Genomic DNA, 21127 nt, shown 5'->3' with positions numbered 1-21127 from the left:
TTTGAGCAAAAATAAACATTATTCTCCAAAAACCTCAGTTCCTGTTTTCAAAGTGTCCTGATTATCATTCATAATGCTGTGAAGCTTATCTTTCTGAGGTGGAAAATCTTCGAAAAGACCCGACAAAGCTAGAGCCGAATAAACTCTACCTGAATATTTATTTCCGATCGCTATAATGGTAACTTTTGATTTTAAAAGATGAGCAAAAACAGAATTTGTTCCGTGCCACCAACCGTTGTGATAGGTCAGTTTTTCTCCATTATCGAAAATTTTCATTCTGAAACCTAAACCATAATTATTTTGGCCAGCCTTTTCATTGCTGTAAGGTGTAAAAATCATCTGCATTAATTCCGGCTTTAAAAAATCTTTAGAAAACATTGCTTTAGAAAAATTATACAAATCTCTTGGCGTTGTATACACATTTTTATCACCGTAAATAAGGTCTAATCGGTCTAAAGGATACAATTTATTCCCGCCAAAATAAAACGATTGTGATGCCGTCGGAATATCTTTTTCCTGAAAAATATAAGTATTCGTCATTTTCAGCGGAGTGAAAACCATCTCTTTCATCGCCTGCGGAAAAGGTGTTTTAGTAATTTTTTCAATCAATAAAGCTAAAAGCGCATAATTGGTATTGCAATACATAAATCCTGTATCGGTATCTCTCGCCAATTCAGGTTTGTATTTGATGATCATATTCAAAACATCCTGATTGGTAATGTAAGTTTTTGAAAGTTCTGCAGGAGCAGGCTGAATTTTAGTAATGAAGTATTCGTATTTTGGAAGTCCGCTTCTCTGGTCTAATAAAGTCTGAACCGTCACATGAGGATAAGGGAATGCAGGAAAAAACTGTGTTAAATGATCGGTCAATTTTATTTTTCCGGCTTCGATTAATTTCATCATCGCCATTGCCGTCATCGTTTTTGAAACAGATGCGACATGCAACGGCGTATTTTTGTCTATAGGATTTTGATTTCCTTCTCGTGCAAAGCCTCTGTAATTTTCATATAAAATCTCATCACCTTGCGCGACCAAAAAACTTCCACTTAGGTTCCCTCTTTCCCAAACTTTTTTGTAATACTGGTCGATATAACTTACTGCGTAGTCTTTATCTACAAGATTGAAGTCTCCTGAAGCAAAAACCTTAGTTAAATCTACATTCCCGTAGTTAGGAAGATTGGTCGTAGATTCTGCTGTTGCAGAATTATTTTCAGATTTATTTTTGCAGGAAAATAGGAATAAAAATAGAGTGGTAACAAGTACAAAGTTTAGCTTCTTCATGGATTCAAAAAATGAACGGCAATTTAACAAAACTCTATACAAATATGAAAAGGCTGTTATGAATTATGAATTATTTAACATAAAATTTCACACCTTAAAAGAGTAATCTAATTCGCTTATTTTTAAACTAGCAAAACGATGCAATAATTTTATCTACAATTACTTGTGCTAATTTCTCTTTGCTTTGATGCGTCCAGCCTGCAATATGTGGTGTTACGATTACTTTTTCTGAATCTAACAGATATTGCAAATCTTCATTTTCTGATTCTAAATTTTCAAAAGAAGCTTTTTCGTATTCTAAAACATCAAGACATGCACCTTTCACTTTTCCTGACTTCAAAGCCTCAACTAAATATTTCGTTTCAACATTTTTTCCCCTTGCGGTATTGACGAAATAAAAATCGTTTTTCATTTCTTTAATAAACGTTGAGTTAACCAAATAATGAGTTTCTTCCGTCATTGGAATATGCAAGCTTAAAACTTCTGCTTTTTCTTTTAATTCTTCCAAAGAAACCTGCGTTGCAAATTCGTCTGAAAGATCAGAAAGAATATCATGAAAAATCACATTACATCCAAAACCCGAAAGTCTTTTTGCAGTAGCTTTCCCCATATTTCCGTAGCCGATAAGACCAACTGTTTTTCCTAATAATTCGTCGCCTCGGTTTTCTTCACGCAACCAAATTCCTTTTTTCACTTCATTTGATGCAATGAAAAGACGGTTCATTAAAATCAAAAGCATTCCCACCACATGTTCCGCAACAGAATCTCTGTTTCCTTCCGGAGAATTAATCAATTGAATTCCCAGTTTTTCAGCAACAGGAATATCAATATTTTCCATTCCGGCTCCTACTCTTGCAATGAATTTCAGATAAGTTGCTTTTTCTAAAAAGTTTTGATCTAAAGGAATTCTGCTTCGAATAATGACCCCATCGTAATTTTGAATTTTACCACAAACCTCATCATACGAAGACGTAAAATCTTCTTCCAAAATAAAGTTCTTCGCTAAAAGCTGTTCGGTAATAAAAGGGTGATTTTTATCTAATAATAAGATTCTCATTTTTGTAACTTACATTTAAAAATAAACGGAAGAAAAATCTTCCGTTGTAAATTATTGTTCAATTTCTCCTGCAAATAACTTCTTCAATTCTACAGAATCTGTCGGCTTCATTCTTCCCGAAAGAATCAACGATAATTCTTTTCTTCTTAACGCTGCATCAAATCTTTCTACTTCAAGCTCGGTTTCGGGTTCCATTTGTGGAATTGGAATCGGCCTGTTGAATTCATCAACCGCAACGAAAGTATAAATCCCTTTATTGGTCTGAATTTTTTTATGATTAATTGGGTCATCTAACCAAACATCTACATAAATTTCCATAGAAGTTCCGAATGCTCGGGAAACTTTAGATTCCATCACAACAATTCCACCTTCCGGAATTGGATGATCAAAAGAAACGTGGTTTACAGAAGCTGTTACCACTCTTCTTTCGCAGTGTCTTGTTGCTGAAATAGAAGCACAACGATCCATTCTTGCCAACAATTCACCTCCAAAAAGATTTCTCAGTTGGTTGGTATCATTGGGAAGTACAATATTGGTCATTATCGTCAGAGATTCTGACGCTTTTTTTATTTTTGCCATTTTGATTTACTTTTTATTGGAATTTGGTTTCCAAGTTTTTGCAGCCTGTTTTATTGAATCTTTTTTAAGAGAATCCGCTTTAAAAGCTTTTACAGAATCTGCTCTTTTTATCTGTGCCGAGTCTATTTTTACCGGCATTTTCTTTTCAATTCTCTTTGTTTTGGTTTGCACCGAAACATCATCAAAAGATTTCTTCCCGAAGAGAAACTCTTGTTGAGTGTATCCTAAATACAATATTCCTAAAACCGGAATAATAAAAAGGAAAATCCACAGAATCGATTTATTAAACTTATAATCTTTCTCTTTGTTTACAGGGCTCTCGAAAGAATCTCCTTCGTTGATATCAGAAAAACGAATTTCTTCCAAACCATAAAAATCCGGATGATCAGATTCTAAACGATTTCCTTTGAAATGAAGTTCTCCGTCTTCAAGAAAAATAGTTCCAAGATTCTGGATCTCCAAAGTATGCTCTGCCTGAAGTTTTTTCTTCCAAAAATCAGTCTGAATCTGCAATTCATTTTCAACTGCTTCTTTTGAAACTGCTTTTTTGTTGCTGATAAATCCTACCAGATCATCAGCTGAAACCTGATAATCAGAATGGAACGCAATTTTTGTAGAAGGTGGAAGAATACTTCCGTTGTCTGAGTTGATGACCGCTTTAGAATTTTCCAGAGAAAATACACCAAACTTTGGAACAGTAACAGTTCCAAATTGTTTCAAATAGTCTAAAATGTAAGCTGAAATATTCATTTGGTGGCAAATTTATGACTTTTTCGTGACTTTTTGAGAGATTTATTTATAATGTATAACAAGTAATAAGTTCAAAAAATTAAAACTAAAAAAGACTGCCGAAACAGTCTTTAAAAAATTTAATCTGAACTAACTTGAAATATAATGATATGAAATGGTGTCGAATTTTAATTATTGAATTTTCCAGCTGATTCCAAACATAAAATTGGTTCCTGCCTGAGAAAAATAAACCGGACCATTGTAAACATACCCGTTGTTTACATATTTCTGATTAAAAATATTATTCACCAAAAGCTTTAAAGCAACTTCATGTTTTGCAATTTTAAAGTCATACTGCGCATTAAAATCTGTAAGTAAATAATCATCAAGCTGTAAACTCTGAGTTTCTGTATTATCCAGATACTGTTTCCCTACATACTGATTCATCAATGCCAATTGGAAATTTTTAGTCGGATTAAATTTCAGACTAAGATTAGCTATTAAATTAGGAGAAAAAGAAATTTCAGTGTTCCCTAGTTCAGTAATTTCTTTTTTATTTTTAATTCTGAAATCAAGGTTTCTGTTTTGGCTTACACTTACGTTTCCAGAAATCTCCCATTGTTTTGAAAGTTTTGCCAAAGCTCCAATTTCAATTCCTCTTCGGTAACTTTTACCGGAATTGGTCCGGATAAATTCACCGATATTACTGATCTGACCGTTTAAAACCAACTGATTCAGGTAATACATATAATAAAGATTGGCTGTAAAAGCGACTTTTCCAAATTGCTTTTCAATTCCTGCTTCAAAATCATGAAGCTTTTCTGATTTCACATCATTGTTTGATATTAAATCATCACGATTCGGCTCACGCTGTGCATGCGCATAAGAAAAGAAGACTTTTCCGTTTCCTAGTTTATAATTAACTCCCGCTTTTGGATTAAAAAACAACCAGTTCTTATTAAGATTGGCGCCTTCACCATCACCTTCCATTAAGATTTTTGTATCGTAATCGATATTTCGAAGCTGAAGATCACCGAAGAATTCAAAATCATTTACTTTAATCAAAGCTTTGGCAAAACCCGCTACTTCAGTTTTTACCGAACGATTTCGGTAATATTCAAACTCATTAATATTGGGAAAATACACTCCGGTAACATTTCCATAATGTCTTCCGTAATATTGATTTCCAACCACGCCAAAATTTAAATCTACATTTTCAAATTTCCCATACAAAGTAGAAACCAAGCCATAAAAATCATTATTCAACCATTTTTTTCTGATAAAATCGGTTTGATTTACCTGAGTTCCGTTCAATTGAAACACGGGAAGATTATAATTGGAATAATGTGTTGCATCCTCATCTTCTTCGTTTACTCTTACGTAATTTTCATAAAACCCTCTTCCTTTAGTATAATGAAGAGTCGTTTCAAGATTCCAGCGTTCGTTGATGTTTTGTTCCCATAAAAACTGATAATGATTTTGTCTGTAATTATCGGTTTCGTTATCATAAAATTTTTCCTCGCCTGTAAAAAGATCTGTGTACTGACCAGAATAGTTCAGTTTAGGAGAAGTTTCCCAGGTTTGTCTGTCGATTCCGTTCCAGGCTTGATACGTTTTTTCTTTTCCTCCAAAAGCCATCAAGCGAAGTTTTGTTTTTCCTTCTTCAAATAGGGCAGTAAAATTATATGAATTTAAATCTGAAAAAGCCCTATCGATATAGCCATCAGAATGAATATATGAATACCTTCCCATCACAGAAAGACGGTCTTTCCAGAATTTACCGGAACCTACCTCAGCTGAATATTTATAAGTATTAAATGATCCGTAGCTGTCATCTGTTTTAATATAAAATTTTTCTTCCGGCTCTTTAGAAATCACATTAATACTTGCTCCAAAGGCAGAAACTCCATTATTAGATGTTCCCACACCTCTCTGAATCACAATTTGTGATGCCGAGCTCGTAAGGTCCGGAACATTCACGAAGAAAGTTCCCTGACTTTCGGAATCGTTGAACGGAACGCCATTCATCATCACATTAATTCCTCTCCCGGCAACTCCACGAATTCTAAATCCGGTGTAACCTACTCCGTTTCCGGCATCTGAAGTGGAAATAATAGATGTTTGATTTTTCAAAAGAATAGGAAGATCCTGTCCAAGATTTCTTCCGTCAAGATCTTTCTGAACATTGATGATTTCTTTAGCAACGGGAAGTCTTTTGGTAAAGTTGACAGCTTCAATTTCTCTGATTTTCAGAGAATCATTATTTAGAGTTTGTGCAAAACTCAGGGAACTTGCGGTAAGTCCTAAAAAAAACAATCCTTTCATTCTTATAAATTTTAAAAATTTAATGGAATAAAAGGGGCGACTATATTTATAATCGATAAATTATGATTGATAAGTGATTTTAATTTATAGTTTATCATTTATCATTCATCAATTATAATGAATGTTTCCCTAAACAGCATTACCCGTTCCAGGTTCATTGGGTATAATCTCAGCCCGCTTGGAGCACCCCTTTATTTCAGCCGCGAAATTACTAAAAATATTTGAATTGAAATATTCTGAACTTATGATTGAAATTTAACTATAAAACTTAGTAAGATCGATTGTAAGAATCAATATAATAATAGTTTTTATCATCTTTGGTGACTTCAAACATTTTCCCCAATTTCCAGCTGTAATTTCTTTTTATATCTGAATATTCAAATGGAATAATAATTTTATTATTCACATCAATCACTCCAAATTTATCATTATAAGTCGCTACGATCATTGGATTTTCCAAATCATTACCTTCCAAAATGTAGAGATACTGATAACTTGGATAAATTGCAAACTGACTGCGGTCGGATGGGTTTTTAAACTTCGAATCTTCAATGACTCCATACTTTCCATTTAAAATATAAGCATGAAATAATGCTTTTTTCAATTCCAGCCCACATCTTCCCAAATCAGTCTCTTTATATTGATAAACTTTTTTTCCCGATTTATTAATTCTGAAAGCAATTCCGCTCTTTTCTACCGTAGCAAAATCTCCACTTCCAAACTTCTTAACTTTCTCGTTGGGTGAGTTTAAAAGATTGCAATCTTCACCAAAAAACATAACCAAATCATATTCGGGCTGAATTACAAATTTCCCTTTTTGATTAACAAAACCCGATTTTCCATTCTTTTTTTGAGGAATCAACAATGGCACTTCCTCACTAAGTACGGGAAGTTTTGCGACTGTACTTTTAACAACATTCGATTTTGCAGTATTTTTAGATTTACTTAAATTACTTTTTTTCAAAGGCTTAGATTGCGAAAAAGCAAAAACAGAACATGTTATCAAAAAACCCAGCTTCAATTTCCTTAAAATCATTGTATGTTTATTTTGTGTCAAAAATAGAAAATATAAAATTCATATTTATAAAGAATCTAAATAATTTCAACCTTACAAAATAGTAAAATTTCGTAAATTTGAAAACATTTTCAAGTGTTTAACAACGGAAAACTAAATTTTGAAGATTTTTTTGATAAATCTAAAAAAAACATCAGTTCTTAATCTGTTAAATTTTTATTTCAGAAAAGATTTTCAATAAACAGCTTCAATTTCCGGTAACAAACTTAGAAAGATTTACGAATAAATCGTAATCTATTTGAAAGTGATGCGTATTAGGAATTTCATTAAATCCCGAAGACGCGTTTAAAAATGAAAAGACTTCTAGAATTATGAATATTTATCAGGATTACATCCAAGAAATCGAAGAAAGAAAAAATCAGGGACTCCACCCAAAACCAATTGACGGCGCAGATCTATTAAGCGCAATTATTGAGCAGATTAAAGATACAGCAAACGAATACAGAGCTGATTCTCTTAAATTTTTTATTTATAATACTTTACCGGGTACAACAAGTGCTGCAGGAGTAAAGGCTCAGTTTTTAAAGGAAATTATTCTTGGCGAATCTGTGGTTGAAGAAATTACTCCAGTTTACGCTTTCGAATTACTATCTCATATGAAAGGTGGACCTTCAATTGGGGTTTTACTTGATTTAGCTTTAGGAAACGACGAGGCAACTGCAAAACCGGCTGCTGAAGTTCTTAAAACTCAGGTTTACTTATATGATGCTGATACAGCACGTTTAAAAGAAGCTTTCGAATCTGGTAATGTAATTGCTAAAGACATCTTGGAAAGCTATGCACAAGCAGAGTTTTTCACTAAACTTCCTGAAGTTGCAGAAGAAATTAAAGTAGTAACGTTCATCGCTGGTGAAGGTGATATTTCTACAGATTTATTGTCTCCGGGAAATCAGGCACACTCTCGTTCAGACAGAGAACTTCACGGTAAATGTATGATTACACCTGAAGCCCAGGACGAAATCAAAATGCTTCAAGCTCAACATCCTGATGCAAGTGTAATGCTTATCGCAGAAAAAGGAACAATGGGAGTTGGGTCTTCTCGTATGTCGGGTGTAAACAACGTTGCACTTTGGACTGGGAAACAAGCAAGTCCTTATGTACCTTTCGTAAACATTGCTCCGATTGTAGCGGGAACAAATGGTATTTCTCCAATCTTCTTAACAACAGTTGACGTAACCGGAGGTATCGGAATCGACCTTCAAAACTGGGTGAAAAAAGTGGACGAAAACGGAAACCCTGTTCGTAATGAAAATGGTGATATTGTTTTGGAAGAAAAATATTCTATCGCTACAGGAACTGTTCTTACAATCAATACTAAAGAAAAGAAATTATACAACGGAGATACTGAATTGAAAGATATTTCAAAATCATTTACTCCTCAAAAATTAGAATTTATCAAAGCGGGTGGTTCTTACGCCATCGTTTTTGGTAAAAAAATCCAGACTTTCGCAGCAAAAACTTTAGGAATTACGGCTCCTGCAGTTTTCGCTCCTTCTAAAGAAATTTCTATCGAAGGACAAGGTTTGACTGCTGTTGAAAAAATCTTTAACAGAAATGCAGTGGGTGTTACTGATGGTAAATTATTACACGCCGGTTCAGACGTTCGTGTAGAGGTAAACATTGTTGGTTCTCAGGATACAACAGGTTTGATGACTTCTCAGGAATTAGAATCTATGGCTGCAACCGTGATTTCTCCAATCGTAGACGGAGCTTATCAGTCAGGATGTCACACGGCTTCAGTTTGGGATAAAAAAGCGCAGGCTAATATTCCTAAATTAATGAAATTCATGAACGATTTCGGAGTAATCACAGCTCGTGACCCGAAAGGTGAGTATCATGCAATGACAGACGTTATTCACAAAGTTCTTAATGATATTACGGTTGACGAATGGGCAATCATCATCGGAGGTGACTCTCACACAAGAATGTCTAAAGGTGTTGCTTTCGGAGCTGACTCTGGAACGGTAGCTCTTGCTTTGGCAACAGGTGAAGCTTCAATGCCGATTCCTGAATCTGTAAAAGTGACTTTCAAAGGTGATATGAAAGAGCATATGGATTTCCGTGATGTAGTTCACGCAACTCAAGCTCAGATGTTGAAGCAATTTGACGGAGAAAATGTTTTCCAAGGTAGAATTATCGAAGTTCACATCGGAACTCTTCCTGCTGACCAAGCGTTTACATTCACAGACTGGACTGCAGAAATGAAAGCGAAAGCTTCAATCTGTATTTCTGAAGACGATACTTTGATCGAATCATTGGAAATTGCGAAAAGCAGAATCCAGATTATGATTAACAAAGGAATGGATAATCATAATCATGTTCTTCAAGGTCTAATCAACAAAGCAAACAAGAGAATCGAGGAAATCAGAACTGGTGATAAACCGGCGTTGACTCCAGATGCTAATGCAAAATATTACGCTGAAGTAGTTGTTGACTTAGACATTATTGTTGAACCAATGATTGCTGACCCGGATGTAAACAACGACGACGTTTCTAAAAGATATACGCACGATACCATCAGAGACCTTACTTTCTACGGTGGTGAGAAAAAAGTTGACCTTGGTTTCGTAGGTTCTTGTATGGTTCACAAAGGCGATTTGAAAATCGTTTCTCAGATGTTGAGAAATCTTGAACAGAAAAATGGTAAAGTAGAATTCAACGCGCCATTGGTTGTTGCAGCTCCTACTTATAATATCATTGACGAATTAAAAGCTGAAGGTGACTGGGAATTATTAGAAAAATATTCAGGTTTTGAATTTAATGATAATGCTCCAAAAGGTGAAGCTCGTACTCAGTATGAAAATATGATGTATCTTGAGCGTCCAGGTTGTAACCTTTGTATGGGTAACCAGGAGAAAGCTGAAAAAGGAGATACTGTTTTGGCAACTTCTACAAGACTTTTCCAAGGAAGAGTTGTGGAAGATTCGGAACGTAAAAAAGGTGAATCTTTATTAGCTTCTACTCCGGTTGTTGTATTGTCAGCGATTATTGGTAGAATTCCAAATATCGACGAATACAAAGCTGCGGTTGAAGGTATCGATTTAACGACTTTCGTTCCTTCTATCAAAGAATTGGTAACCGTGGGTCATTAATAGATTTTAAATTAAAGTCGTAAGACTTTTTAAACAAAAAAAATGGAAGATTTCTTTTTGAAGTCTTCCATTTTTTTGTTTAGAATCTTTCCATTTAAGAGCAATAAGAATTATTTTAACCTATGTCAACAACTGAAATTTTATTTTTTCTTAACTTCATAGGTATAAAAAATATTAGTTATTCATCTAATTAATCCTATTTTATGAATGGTAGGAATAGTATTTGATGAACCTTTATTGAAAAAATTTCCGACTTTAGTTTTAATTAAAAACCCGGAAAACTATTAGAAAAGAAAAATTAAAATAGATATGACATTCGACATTGACATGATCAAAAAAGTGTACGAGCGTTATCCTGAAAGAATTGCTGCGGCAAGAAAAATTACAGGAAAACCATTGACACTTTCAGAAAAAATCCTTTACACCCATCTATGGGAAGGAAACGCAACACAAGAATATGAAAGAGGAAACTCTTATGTAGATTTCGCTCCAGATAGAGTTGCAATGCAGGATGCCACTGCGCAAATGGCACTTTTACAATTTATGCAGGCTGGAAAAGCCAAAGTAGCAGTTCCTTCAACTGCTCATGCGGATCACCTTATTCAGGCAAGAGTGGGTGCAGAAGCAGACTTACAGGAAGGAATTAATAAAAACTCTGAAGTTTTTAACTTCTTAAGTTCAGTTTGTGATAAATACGGAATCGGTTTCTGGAAACCAGGAGCCGGAATTATTCACCAAGTTGTCTTAGAAAACTATGCATTCCCTGGAGGAATGATGATTGGAACCGACTCTCATACGGTAAATGCGGGAGGTTTAGGAATGGTTGCCATCGGAGTTGGTGGAGCTGATGCGGTAGACGTAATGGCAGGAATGGCTTGGGAATTGAAAATGCCAAAATTAATCGGTGTAAAATTAACCGGAAAAATGTCTGGTTGGACCTCCGCCAAAGACGTTATTCTAAAAGTGGCAGGAATTCTTACCGTAAAAGGAGGAACAGGATGTATCGTAGAATATTTTGGAGAAGGAGCAGAATCTCTTTCAGCAACAGGTAAAGGAACAATCTGTAACATGGGTGCTGAAATTGGCGCAACAACTTCTACTTTCGGGTATGATGATTCAATGAGAAGATATTTGGCTGCAACCGGAAGACAGGATGTTGTAGATGCGGCTGATAAAATTGCTGAACATTTAACAGGTGATGCTGCAGTGTATGCAAACCCAGAACAATATTTCGATCAATTAATAGAAATCAATCTTTCTGAATTAGCTCCTCATTTGAACGGACCTTTCACTCCTGATTTGGCGACTCCAGTTTCTGAATTCAGAGCAAAAGCTGAAGCAAATGGATGGCCTCTTGAAGTAGAATGGGCATTAATCGGTTCTTGTACCAACTCTTCTTATGAAGATCTATCGAGAGCAGCTTCTATTGTAGAAGATGCAGTTGCAAAAGGGGTAAAACCTAAAGCTATTTTAGGAATCAATCCGGGTTCTGAGCAGGTGAAATTTACCGCAGAAAGAGACGGTTTCTTAGATTCTTTCAGAAAATTTGAAAATGCAAGAATCTTTACCAATGCGTGCGGACCTTGTATCGGACAATGGGACAGAGAAGGTGCTGAAAAAGGAGAGAAAAACTCGATCATTCACTCTTTCAACAGAAACTTTGCAAAAAGAGCCGATGGAAATCCAAATACCCATGCCTTCGTAGCTTCTCCGGAAATGGTAGCTGCAGTTGCAATCTCCGGAAGATTAGATTTTAATCCAATTACTGATACTTTAACTAATGAATCAGGTGAACAAATAAAATTAAACGAACCTCAAGGTTTTGAGCTACCAGCAAAAGGATTTGCTGTAGATGATAATGGCTATCAAGCACCTTCTGCAGACGGATCTGGTATTCAGGTCAATGTAAGCCCAACTTCAGACAGACTTCAGTTATTGGAAGAATTCCCTGCTTGGGATGGCAAGAATATTACCGGAGCTAAAGTTTTAATTAAAGCTTTCGGAAAATGTACGACCGACCATATTTCTATGGCAGGACCATGGTTAAAATATAGAGGTCATCTCGATAATATTTCAAACAACATGTTGATTGGGGCAGTCAATGCTTACAACATGGAAACCAACCACGTTAAGAATGAATTAACTGGTGAATATGGTGAAGTTCCGGCTGTACAAAGAGCTTACAAAGCTGCAGGCGTTCCGACGATTGTTGTAGGAGATCAAAACTATGGTGAAGGCTCTTCAAGAGAACATGCAGCAATGGAACCTAGACATCTTGGTGTAAAAGCCGTTTTGGTAAAATCATTTGCAAGAATTCATGAAACCAACCTTAAAAAACAAGGAATGTTGGGAATTACTTTTGCTAATGAGTCCGATTATGATAAAATTTTAGAAGACGACACCGTTAACTTCTTAGATCTTGATCAGTTTGCACCAGGAAAACAATTGACTTTAGAATTTGTACATGCTGATCGAACAAAAGACATTATCTTGGCAAATCATACTTATAACACTCAACAAATTGATTGGTTTAAAGCAGGTTCTGCTTTGAATCTGATTAAACAACAGGAAAACTAAAATTTAGTTTTTATCATACAGAAAAAGCAACTTCCATTGAAGTTGCTTTTTTATTTCAGCTTTTCTAGAAGATTAGATTTATACATTTCTCCTACCGAAATTTCATGTTCAGAAATTAATACTACTTTTTTTGAATTTAGACTTTTTACTTTATCTAAATTTAAAATAAAAGATTTGTGAATTCTTATAAAGTTTGCCGGAAGCTGATTTTCGAGAGATTTTAAAGTATCTAAAACAATGTATTCCTGAGTTTCTGTTTTGATGTTGACGTAATCTTTAATGCTTTCCACATAAAGAATTTCATCAAAATTAATGCGATGTTGCTGACCGGAAGATTTCACGAAAAAATGTCCAGCTTCACTAGCTTCAGCTACAGGAAAACGTTCCTGAGCCTTCATGACACTTTTGCTAAAACGATCGAAAGAAATCGGTTTCAAAAGATAATCGACAACATTGTGCTCATATCCTTCTAAAGCATATTCTGAATAAGCCGTAGTCAAAATATACTTCATTTTATCGCCGACAATTTTCATGAAATTAATCCCCGTTAATTCCGGCATTTGAATATCTAAAAAGACAAGATCTGCATCGTTCTTCTGAATAAACTCTAACGCTTCAATAGGATTTTCAGTAGAAAAAGCAAGCTCAAGAAAAGGAATTTTCTCTACATAACTTCCGAGGAGTGATACTGCGAGCGGTTCGTCATCAACAATAATGCATTTAATTTTCTTCATTCTTCAAATCAATCTTTAAATCTACGGTAAAATTGGTTTCCGTTTCAATCATATTCAGCTCGTATTTTTTAGGATACAAAATTTCGAGTCTTTTTCTTACATTTTCAATCCCGATTCCGGAAACAGAATCCTTCATTTTCTCTTTTTTAAAATTTGAAAGATAAAAATGCAGAATTTTATTGCTATCTGAAATTTTCATATCAAAACCTTTGTTTCTAAAATCTCCGTGTTTAAAAGCGTTTTCAACAAAAGGAACCAAAAGCATCGGCGAAATATTAAGTTTTGGATGCGACAATTTTTTTTCAACATTTAATAATTCAGGATTTTTAATTCTTAGTTTTTCTAAAGCAATGAGACTATCTAGATAACCAATTTCTTTATCTAAAGTAATAAAATCTTTCTCAAGATCTTTTGTGCTGTATCTTAATAATTGTCCTAATTCTTCAATGGCAGGCAAAGCTTTATCTGAATTTTGATAGACTAAAGAATAAATATTATTTAAAGTATTAAAAATAAAATGTGGATTAATTTGGGTTTTTAAGGCTTGGAGTTGCGAGTTTTTATTTTCTTCAATCAACTTACGTTTTTCTTTTTCAGTTTTCAATGCATTATTTAATAACCAAATTAAAGTAGCAACAAAAATAGTCGTATAACCAAAGAAAACGTTATCATAAATATAATAAACCAAACTTGTTTTCTCATGATAATTTCTGAAACCAAATAAAATAGGAAAAAGAACCTCTTCGATAGAATATCGTAACAAACTAAAAAACAAAAATATACTTACAATCCCGCCAATGATTGCGTACAATTTCTGCTTCTTATATACCCAAGGCATTAAAATGAAATAATTAGCATAAAAAGTTAACAGATTAACGAATAGAAAAGAATAACTTAAAATATAACTTTGAAGTTCTGCATCTGATTCTTTCGGTACAAATGCAAATCTAAATTGGTAATAAATAAAAAATAACCAATATAAAAGATGCAAAAGGATAACTTGCTTTTTTTTCATTTTAATTCTTTGTCGTTAACGATGATTGCTTGAGAAGAGTAATAATGCAAATATATTGAAACCGGTTTTGTATTTCTATTCTCCAGCTTTAAACTACTTTTTTTAGGTAATCTATATTTAAATTCAGACTTACCCAAAACTTCAGAAGGTATTTTCAGCTCAGAAACTAAAGCTATTTTTTCATCTGAAAGATTTTTTATTTCTAAAGTTACTGGCGCTTTTACTTTATTAATAGTAATGCTTTCGTTCGGAGCAATCGTAATTATTTTCCAAACATCTACCCTATGATTACCAAAGGATTGCATAAAAACGAAACTTAAAAGGAGAATTATATTTTTCATTCACCAAAAATAAATACAATAGCATAACCAGACCTTCCAAAATCTACAAACACCCGTTTTTTTCCGATGAAAATATTTTAAACAGATATATTTTCCACTTGGTCGAAACGCTGTTTTATCAAATCGTGGTGAAATCTAAATTTGTCAAAAATATTTAAAACAAATTATTATGAAATTATCAATATTGATCGTGTTAATAACAATGTCAACATTCTTATTCGGGCAAAAAAAACCTTCAGAATATTTCCCTGATCCTAAAACCAAAGTTTTGGTTGTTGGCTCATTTCATTTTGATTATCCCAATCAGGATGCTCATAAAACAGAAAAAAGTGACCAAGTAAATGTTTTAGAACCTAAGACAGCTGCTGAAGTAACAGAGCTGATCAGTTACATCAAAAAATTTAAACCTACAAAAATTGCTATTGAAGCCTGGCCAGATTGGAAAGCAAACGAAAAATTAAAAGAATACAAAGAAGGAAAACACAGAGATCAAAGAGATGAGCGTTATCAACTTGCAATGCGCCTTGCAACAGAACTTAAGATCAGTGAGCTGTACAGTATTGATGCGAATTCGATGTTGGATGAGTTTGTAGAAAAATTTGGCAAGACAGACTCATTATATTTTAAAAATATGCTTAAAGATTATGATTTTTTGAATGATGACCGCATCTCTCAACAGTATACTACTTTCATTAAGAATACTGAGCGAAAAAACTTCAAATCTATTCTTGACATGTTCAAATATATGAACAGCAAAGAGTATCATCAATATGAATATGGAGCATATTTAACAGGAGATTTTAAATTGAGAGAACACGACGGCGCAGATTTGCTTGCTTTATACTGGTACAATAGAAATCTTAGAATGTTCAGAAAAATACAGGAGATTCCAAAAAACTCAGAAGACAGAATTTTGGTAATTGCAGGAAACGGTCATGCTACAGTTTTCAGACAGCTTTTCACTATTTCTCCTGAATATGATTACGTTGAATTTTCATCTTTAGATTCAAAAAAATAATCTTCTTACCTCATCAATCTAAACCATCCATTTCTCATGAAAAAGACATTCATTATTGCTGCTTCCTTCCTATATTTATCTTCATTTGCTCAAAAACAAGATACTTTACAACTGAAAACTATCGAATCTGTTACGATTGAGGGAAAGAAAAAACTTCTTCTTGAAAGAAAAGCAGACCGACTTATCTTTAATGTTGAAGCTTCTGTAGCTTCGCAGGGAATGGATGGCGCAGAAACATTAGCCAATGTTCCGATGTTGAAAGTAGACGAGAATTTAGGAAATATATCCATTACCGGAAAAAGCAGTGTCAATGTAATGGTCAACGGAAGAATGCTGAATCTTTCAGGAACTAATCTTGTTAATTATCTGAAAACCATACGCTCGGAAAACATTGCCAAAATAGAAGTGATCACTACTCCACCAGCAAAATATGAAGCTCAGGGAAACAGCGGATTAATCAATATTATCCTTAAGAAAAACCCAAACTTGGGTTGGAGTGGCTCAGTAAATACAGGATTGAACCAAAGAACCTACTCAGGTGGAAATTCGACAGGATCATTAAATTATCAGACCGAAAAACTTAGCTTATCTTTAAAAACAAGCTATGCAGACGGAGCAAAGCGTTCAGAAGAAAACTACAGTATTTTAGGAGCTTCCCAAAATTACAGCCGCTCTGTAAGAAAAGATATGTGGAAAGAATTGACGCCTAACCTAAACCTTTCGTACAAGCTCAATAAAAACTCCGAAATTGGAATGGAATACATTTTTTCTCATCAGAAATCTGGGATGGATATTGTAAACGAGACACGAAATGTAGACACCGATTTATCTGTAGAAAACCTTTTAACAAAAACTTTTCACCGCGAAAAAGCTCCAACTCATACTTTAAGTGCTTATTATGATCTGAAATTAGATTCGTTGGGAAAAAAATTGAGTTTTACAGGAAACTTTTTTAAAAACAATTCTGATACAGACGTTAACTTTTCAACATTGAAATTGAGTGATAATTCAATACAATATATCAATACAAGATCAATTGTTGAGCCACAGGTTTTTTCTTTGCAAGGAGATCTGGAACTTCCATTTTCTTTTGGTACAATTGAGACCGGACTTAAATTTAATCAGTTTAAAAATGCTACCGATCTGCAATATTTTAACATCATCAACAATCAATATATTCCGGATTTACAAAGAGCCAATTTGTTTGAATATCGTGAAGAAAATTATGCTGCTTATTTTAGTTATGCCAAAAGTTTTGGTGAGCACTGGGAAACCAAAGCAGGGCTTCGTTATGAAAATACTCAGGCGCAAAGCTTTACTCCTTCAACCAATTCAAAAAACAAATACAATTACGGACAGTGGTTTCCATCGGCTTTTGTTTCTTATAAAAAGGAAAAAATTGTCTTCAGCCTTAGTTATTCGAGAAGAATCAACCGTCCAAGTATGAGCAATCTTAATCCTTTCAGATGGTATGAAAATCCTTACTCCTATTCTTCGGGAAACCCTTTGTTGACTCCTTCATATATTAATAATCTGGAATTGGGATATACTTACAACAGTAAATTTTCTGCAAGTATTTATTATTTGAAACTTAAAAATGGTTTCGGGCAAGTTGCTTTAATCGATGGACTTTCACAGATTGGGACTTATCTTAATTATTACAACAATAATTTTTATGGTTTTAATGCTTCTTATACAGATAAACTTTTCAAATTTTGGGAAACAAGCCTTTCATTAAACGGGTCACTTACAGATTCTAAAATATTTAATATTGAAGCTGAAGTTCAGAAAGGGCATTCTCTAAGTTATTCAGTTAATAACACATTCACTCTAAACAAAAACAAAACGGTTTTCTTTTTTCTAAATTATAGTCAGGATTTACCTTATAAAAATGTCAATTCCTATTTTCATAATTTTTCTAATCTTACCTCCGGAATAAAAGTTTCCTTAATGGAAAAACAGTTACAGATTAATGCTACTGTAACCAATATTTTTGCTCAGAAATATCGTGGTGATATGTATTTCAAAGATAACAGCCAACATTTTAATAATTATTGGGATGGAAGAAGCTTCCGTTTAAACGTCAACTACACATTAGGAAACAACAAAAAGAAAAGGATTACAAAAAGCATTAGTTTTGAGGAAAAAGACAGAGCACAATAAAATTTTGTAACAAATAAGATTTTCTATCGTCTAACTGATTAGATTTACTCACATCATGAAGAAAACTTTATTTACTCTCTCAATTTTAGGTTCAATTTTAGGTTTTGCACAAGAAACCAAAGACAATAATGATAGCAAACTAAAAGAAAAGGAAATAGAAAGCGTTGTTATTACTAAAACTAAAAAAGCAGTTGAGCAAAAAGCCGACCGTACCATTTTTGATTTTTCTGAGCAGCCAAGCTTAAACTCAGGCTCTTTGATGGAAGGAGTAAAAAAACTTCCGGGTTTGGTTGTTTCTGATATGGTGGGAATGATGTATCAGGGAAAACCTTTGGATGTTTATATGGACGGAAGACCGCTGAATATTTCAAGCAACGAACTGAATGCTTTTCTGGAAGGAATGCCCGCAAATTCTGTTGAAAGAATTGAAATCATTACACAACCAGGTGCCGAATTTCCTGCGACTTCCGGAGGTGCTATTTTAAATATTATTACAAGCAAATCAGCAAAAAACTATCTGACTGCAGTTTACAATGGAGGCTATCGTTTTTCAAGCTACGACAAATACAGAAGCAGATTTAATAATTCAATTGCTTTAAATTCAAGGAATAAATGGTTTGGATGGCAGGTCAATTTAGGTCAATACTATCGTGAAAGCTTATCGCTTTCAGAATTGGATGGGCTTACAAGAAACCACTCTAATTCTCTGGGAAGAACCTATTATATGAACTCTGCTTTCACTTTCGAGCTTGGAAAAGACAGATTGTTGTTGAACTACGACATCAATCACAATAACGGAGGTGCAGATATTATGAGTGACAATTTTTTAACTAATACGTCAACATCTAATTATACAAATAATAATGGTTTAAGACAAGAAGTTGCTGCAACGTATCAAAAAAAGTTTGAGGACAAAAATAAGAAGCTTGATTTTAAAGCAATTTATACCAACAGTGATTCAGAATTTAATCAGTTTGGAGCTCAATCACTAAATAACTCATCATTATTTAATTCATATAATTTCAGAGTTGATTATTCTCAACCTTTAAAAATATTAGATGATGGCAAGGTAAGTTTTGGAGGTTTATACGACGAGCAAGATTTTGAAACAAAAGATAAAAATATTATTAATCTTGATTATACAAGACAAACTACCTCTGCTTATTTAGAATTTCAGGCAACTCTGAAAAAGTTTGATTTCATCGCCGGAGCGAGAGCCGAAAATTATGATATCACAGGAATTACACGATTCTATGATGACAATGATAATTTAAAGGAAAGTAATCTAAATCCATTCAAAAAGTTTAAGGTCTTTCCAAACGCAAGTGTGCAGTATAATTTAATGAAACAGCTTTTCGTTAATGTTAACTATAACAAAAAAATAAGTCTACCAAGTGTTTCGCTCCTAAACCCGAATAACAATACACTTACCACAGAAACAGTTACTTCAACCGGTAACCCAAATTTACAGCCAACGATTTATGATAATGCTGAAATCAAAATCAGTGCATTTGATTATGCTTATATTGGCTACAACACCAGTTGGGTAAAAAATCAGATTGTACAGCGAGTTTCAAGAAAAGATAATTTTATTACAAACGAACAGGTACAGGTAAATAGCATCAGAACGCATAACTTTAACTTTGGAATGCCAATTCCGTTTATGCTGTTTACGACTCCTTTCAGCGAACTGATGAAATTCAACGTGAATCCTGATAAAATGAATTTACTATACGTTTATACTGGTTATCAGCTTCAGGAAATGCCCGATGTAAAAACAAAAGGTTTCTGGATCTTCAGCTTAATGGGACAGTTTATTCTTCCTAAAGATATCAGACTTCAGGCAAATTATAATGTAATACCAAAAGGTGGAAATTTCTATTATTTTGAAATTGAAAAACCATTAAATAACGCATTCGACATTACGGTATCTAAAAAATTCATGAGTGACCGTCTTAATCTTTCATTGTATGCAAGAGATATTTTTAATCAAAATAAAAGCGTCATCAAGGCCGTATCTACAGGAGGAAATGTTTTCACATCCAATAAATATGACAGCAGAAGTTTCGGAATCACCGTAAATTATAAAATTCCGACAAAAAACAAGCTGGCAAAAGAAGATCCGAATATGATTAAATCAACCAATCAAAGCGACAGCAATGGAGGAATTTTACAGCAAGGACAATAGTTAAAATATAATATTTATCAATAGAAACGGACTTTAGTCCGTTTTTTTTATGCCTAATTTATTCAAAAAACAATTCACTTTTAAAATTGACAATAGTAAAACCACCCCGTCAAAATTTTTTTGAATTCTCGACACCCCTTCAAAGGAGGGGAATTTTAACTTGTGCAATCTAAGTTTAGAAATCCACCGTTTGAAATCTCCAGTTTAAAGTGTCAATTAATGTTATTTGATTTAAATTTAATGGTAAATCCGTTATTATTTTCAAAGCTTGGTTTGCCATCATACTTCCTACAATTCCCGGCAATGCACCTAGAACTCCGAGACTGTCACAATCCGGAAGATCTTCATCAAAAGGAGGTTCCGGGAAAATATCTCTTAAATTCTTACTTCCCTTATAATTAAAAATTGCAACCTGTCCGGAAAAACCTAGAATGCTCCCGTAAACCAAAGGCTTTCCTAGCTTTACACAAGTATCATTAACTAAATATCTCGTTTTAAAATTATCAGAACCGTCAATAATCATATCAAACTGAGAAATAATTTCTTTAGCATTTGATTCATCTATTTTACTTTCAAACCTTATAAAACTGACCTGATGATTAAGGTTTTTCACAAAATCTTCCGCACTTTTTACCTTTGATTTTCCTACAGAATTTTCATTATGAATGATTTGTCGGTTTAAATTATGCAATTCAACCTCATCAAAATCTACAACGCCCAAAGTTCCAACTCCCGCCGCAGCCAAATATTGAATAACAGGACTTCCTAAACCTCCTGCTCCAATCACCACAACTTTTGAATTCATTATTTTTCGCTGACCTTCCAAACCGATTTCTTCAATAAAAATCTGTCGGCTGTATCTTGAGAAAATATCTTCGTTTTTCATTTTTTTGATTTTATTTGAATCTGGTTGTTCGAGATTTGTTTTTTAGCCTCACCTCAGTTCGACTGTT

The 21127-nt window shown here is 33.9% G+C and carries 15 protein-coding genes; 5 read left to right on the top strand and 10 right to left on the bottom strand.

The annotated features are described in order from the left end of the window. Nucleotides 1-18: 18 nt before the first annotated feature. The 6 genes from B5X64_RS12095 to B5X64_RS12070 all read right to left on the bottom strand — a co-directional run bounded on the left by B5X64_RS12095 (nucleotide 19) and on the right by B5X64_RS12070 (nucleotide 6935). Entirely contained in the window at nucleotides 19-1281 is a 1263-nt protein-coding gene (locus tag B5X64_RS12095; protein ID WP_079465502.1) for a serine hydrolase domain-containing protein, read from the bottom strand. A 127-nt stretch (nucleotides 1282-1408) separates the two neighbouring features. After that, nucleotides 1409-2338, bottom strand: coding sequence for a 2-hydroxyacid dehydrogenase (locus tag B5X64_RS12090; protein WP_079465501.1), 930 nt, complete (start codon nucleotides 2336-2338; stop codon nucleotides 1409-1411). Between the two features lie 51 nt (nucleotides 2339-2389). After that, nucleotides 2390-2917: an acyl-CoA thioesterase gene (locus tag B5X64_RS12085; RefSeq protein ID WP_079465500.1), complete on the bottom strand. Its 528-nt coding sequence runs from the start codon at nucleotides 2915-2917 to the stop codon at nucleotides 2390-2392. Nucleotides 2918-2923: 6 nt separating this feature from the next. Then, on the bottom strand, nucleotides 2924-3667 hold the full coding sequence (locus B5X64_RS12080) for an HU domain-containing protein (protein ID WP_079465499.1): 744 nt from the start codon (nucleotides 3665-3667) through the stop codon (nucleotides 2924-2926). 171 nt (nucleotides 3668-3838) lie between these two features. After that, nucleotides 3839-5971, bottom strand: coding sequence for a TonB-dependent receptor (locus B5X64_RS12075; protein WP_079465498.1), 2133 nt, complete (start codon nucleotides 5969-5971; stop codon nucleotides 3839-3841). Between the two features lie 268 nt (nucleotides 5972-6239). Next, a complete protein-coding gene (locus tag B5X64_RS12070) occupies nucleotides 6240-6935 on the bottom strand; it encodes a WG repeat-containing protein (RefSeq protein ID WP_228418897.1) in 696 nt (231 codons plus the stop codon). 422 nt (nucleotides 6936-7357) lie between these two features. Here B5X64_RS12070 and B5X64_RS12065 point away from each other — a divergent pair, with 422 nt between their 5' ends. Continuing rightward, complete coding sequence (locus B5X64_RS12065) at nucleotides 7358-10138, top strand: bifunctional aconitate hydratase 2/2-methylisocitrate dehydratase (RefSeq protein WP_079465496.1); 2781 nt, start codon at nucleotides 7358-7360, stop codon at nucleotides 10136-10138. A gap of 309 nt (nucleotides 10139-10447) precedes the next feature. Then, complete coding sequence (locus tag B5X64_RS12060) at nucleotides 10448-12715, top strand: aconitate hydratase (protein ID WP_079465495.1); 2268 nt, start codon at nucleotides 10448-10450, stop codon at nucleotides 12713-12715. 50 nt (nucleotides 12716-12765) lie between these two features. On the opposite strand, the gene B5X64_RS12055 is transcribed toward B5X64_RS12060, so the two are convergent. From B5X64_RS12055 to B5X64_RS12045, 3 genes are read right to left on the bottom strand one after another with little or no spacing between them, the layout of a single operon-like run. Further along, complete coding sequence (locus tag B5X64_RS12055) at nucleotides 12766-13449, bottom strand: LytR/AlgR family response regulator transcription factor (protein ID WP_079465494.1); 684 nt, start codon at nucleotides 13447-13449, stop codon at nucleotides 12766-12768. Further along, entirely contained in the window at nucleotides 13436-14464 is a 1029-nt protein-coding gene (locus B5X64_RS12050) for a sensor histidine kinase (RefSeq protein ID WP_079465493.1), read from the bottom strand. The genes B5X64_RS12055 and B5X64_RS12050 overlap by 14 nt, the downstream gene beginning before the upstream one ends. Next, nucleotides 14461-14805, bottom strand: coding sequence for a hypothetical protein (locus B5X64_RS12045; protein ID WP_079465492.1), 345 nt, complete (start codon nucleotides 14803-14805; stop codon nucleotides 14461-14463). The genes B5X64_RS12050 and B5X64_RS12045 overlap by 4 nt, the downstream gene beginning before the upstream one ends. Before the next feature lie 169 nt (nucleotides 14806-14974). Between B5X64_RS12045 and B5X64_RS12040 the strand changes: the two genes are divergently transcribed. From B5X64_RS12040 to B5X64_RS12030, 3 genes are read left to right on the top strand one after another with little or no spacing between them, the layout of a single operon-like run. After that, nucleotides 14975-15823: a DUF5694 domain-containing protein gene (locus B5X64_RS12040; RefSeq protein WP_079465491.1), complete on the top strand. Its 849-nt coding sequence runs from the start codon at nucleotides 14975-14977 to the stop codon at nucleotides 15821-15823. A gap of 36 nt (nucleotides 15824-15859) precedes the next feature. Continuing rightward, the gene (locus tag B5X64_RS12035; protein WP_079465490.1) at nucleotides 15860-17986 is read left to right on the top strand and encodes a TonB-dependent receptor domain-containing protein; all 2127 of its coding nucleotides are present in this window, start codon (nucleotides 15860-15862) and stop codon (nucleotides 17984-17986) included. 55 nt (nucleotides 17987-18041) lie between these two features. Continuing rightward, complete coding sequence (locus B5X64_RS12030) at nucleotides 18042-20174, top strand: outer membrane beta-barrel protein (protein ID WP_079465489.1); 2133 nt, start codon at nucleotides 18042-18044, stop codon at nucleotides 20172-20174. Between the two features lie 175 nt (nucleotides 20175-20349). Here B5X64_RS12030 and B5X64_RS12025 read toward each other — a convergent pair whose 3' ends face one another. Next, nucleotides 20350-21060: a HesA/MoeB/ThiF family protein gene (locus B5X64_RS12025; protein WP_079465488.1), complete on the bottom strand. Its 711-nt coding sequence runs from the start codon at nucleotides 21058-21060 to the stop codon at nucleotides 20350-20352. Nucleotides 21061-21127 lie beyond the last annotated feature (67 nt).

The organism is Chryseobacterium balustinum, assembly GCF_900168205.1.
GTDB classification, from domain to species: Bacteria; Bacteroidota; Bacteroidia; order Flavobacteriales; family Weeksellaceae; genus Chryseobacterium; species Chryseobacterium balustinum.
This window is presented reverse-complemented; position numbering and strand designations above follow the sequence as displayed.

Bases quoted from the DNA above. Each gene is read 5' to 3' on its own strand.
- B5X64_RS12095 (WP_079465502.1), bottom strand. From the start codon at position 1,281: ATGAAGAAGCTAAACTTTGTACTTGTTACCACTCTATTTTTATTCCTA.
- B5X64_RS12090 (WP_079465501.1), bottom strand. From the start codon at position 2,338: ATGAGAATCTTATTATTAGATAAAAATCACCCTTTTATTACCGAACAG.
- B5X64_RS12085 (WP_079465500.1), bottom strand. From the start codon at position 2,917: ATGGCAAAAATAAAAAAAGCGTCAGAATCTCTGACGATAATGACCAAT.
- B5X64_RS12080 (WP_079465499.1), bottom strand. From the start codon at position 3,667: ATGAATATTTCAGCTTACATTTTAGACTATTTGAAACAATTTGGAACT.
- B5X64_RS12075 (WP_079465498.1), bottom strand. From the start codon at position 5,971: ATGAAAGGATTGTTTTTTTTAGGACTTACCGCAAGTTCCCTGAGTTTT.
- B5X64_RS12065 (WP_079465496.1), top strand. From the start codon at position 7,358: ATGAATATTTATCAGGATTACATCCAAGAAATCGAAGAAAGAAAAAAT.
- B5X64_RS12060 (WP_079465495.1), top strand. From the start codon at position 10,448: ATGACATTCGACATTGACATGATCAAAAAAGTGTACGAGCGTTATCCT.
- B5X64_RS12055 (WP_079465494.1), bottom strand. From the start codon at position 13,449: ATGAAGAAAATTAAATGCATTATTGTTGATGACGAACCGCTCGCAGTA.
- B5X64_RS12050 (WP_079465493.1), bottom strand. From the start codon at position 14,464: ATGAAAAAAAAGCAAGTTATCCTTTTGCATCTTTTATATTGGTTATTT.
- B5X64_RS12045 (WP_079465492.1), bottom strand. From the start codon at position 14,805: ATGAAAAATATAATTCTCCTTTTAAGTTTCGTTTTTATGCAATCCTTT.
- B5X64_RS12040 (WP_079465491.1), top strand. From the start codon at position 14,975: ATGAAATTATCAATATTGATCGTGTTAATAACAATGTCAACATTCTTA.
- B5X64_RS12035 (WP_079465490.1), top strand. From the start codon at position 15,860: ATGAAAAAGACATTCATTATTGCTGCTTCCTTCCTATATTTATCTTCA.
- B5X64_RS12030 (WP_079465489.1), top strand. From the start codon at position 18,042: ATGAAGAAAACTTTATTTACTCTCTCAATTTTAGGTTCAATTTTAGGT.
- B5X64_RS12025 (WP_079465488.1), bottom strand. From the start codon at position 21,060: ATGAAAAACGAAGATATTTTCTCAAGATACAGCCGACAGATTTTTATT.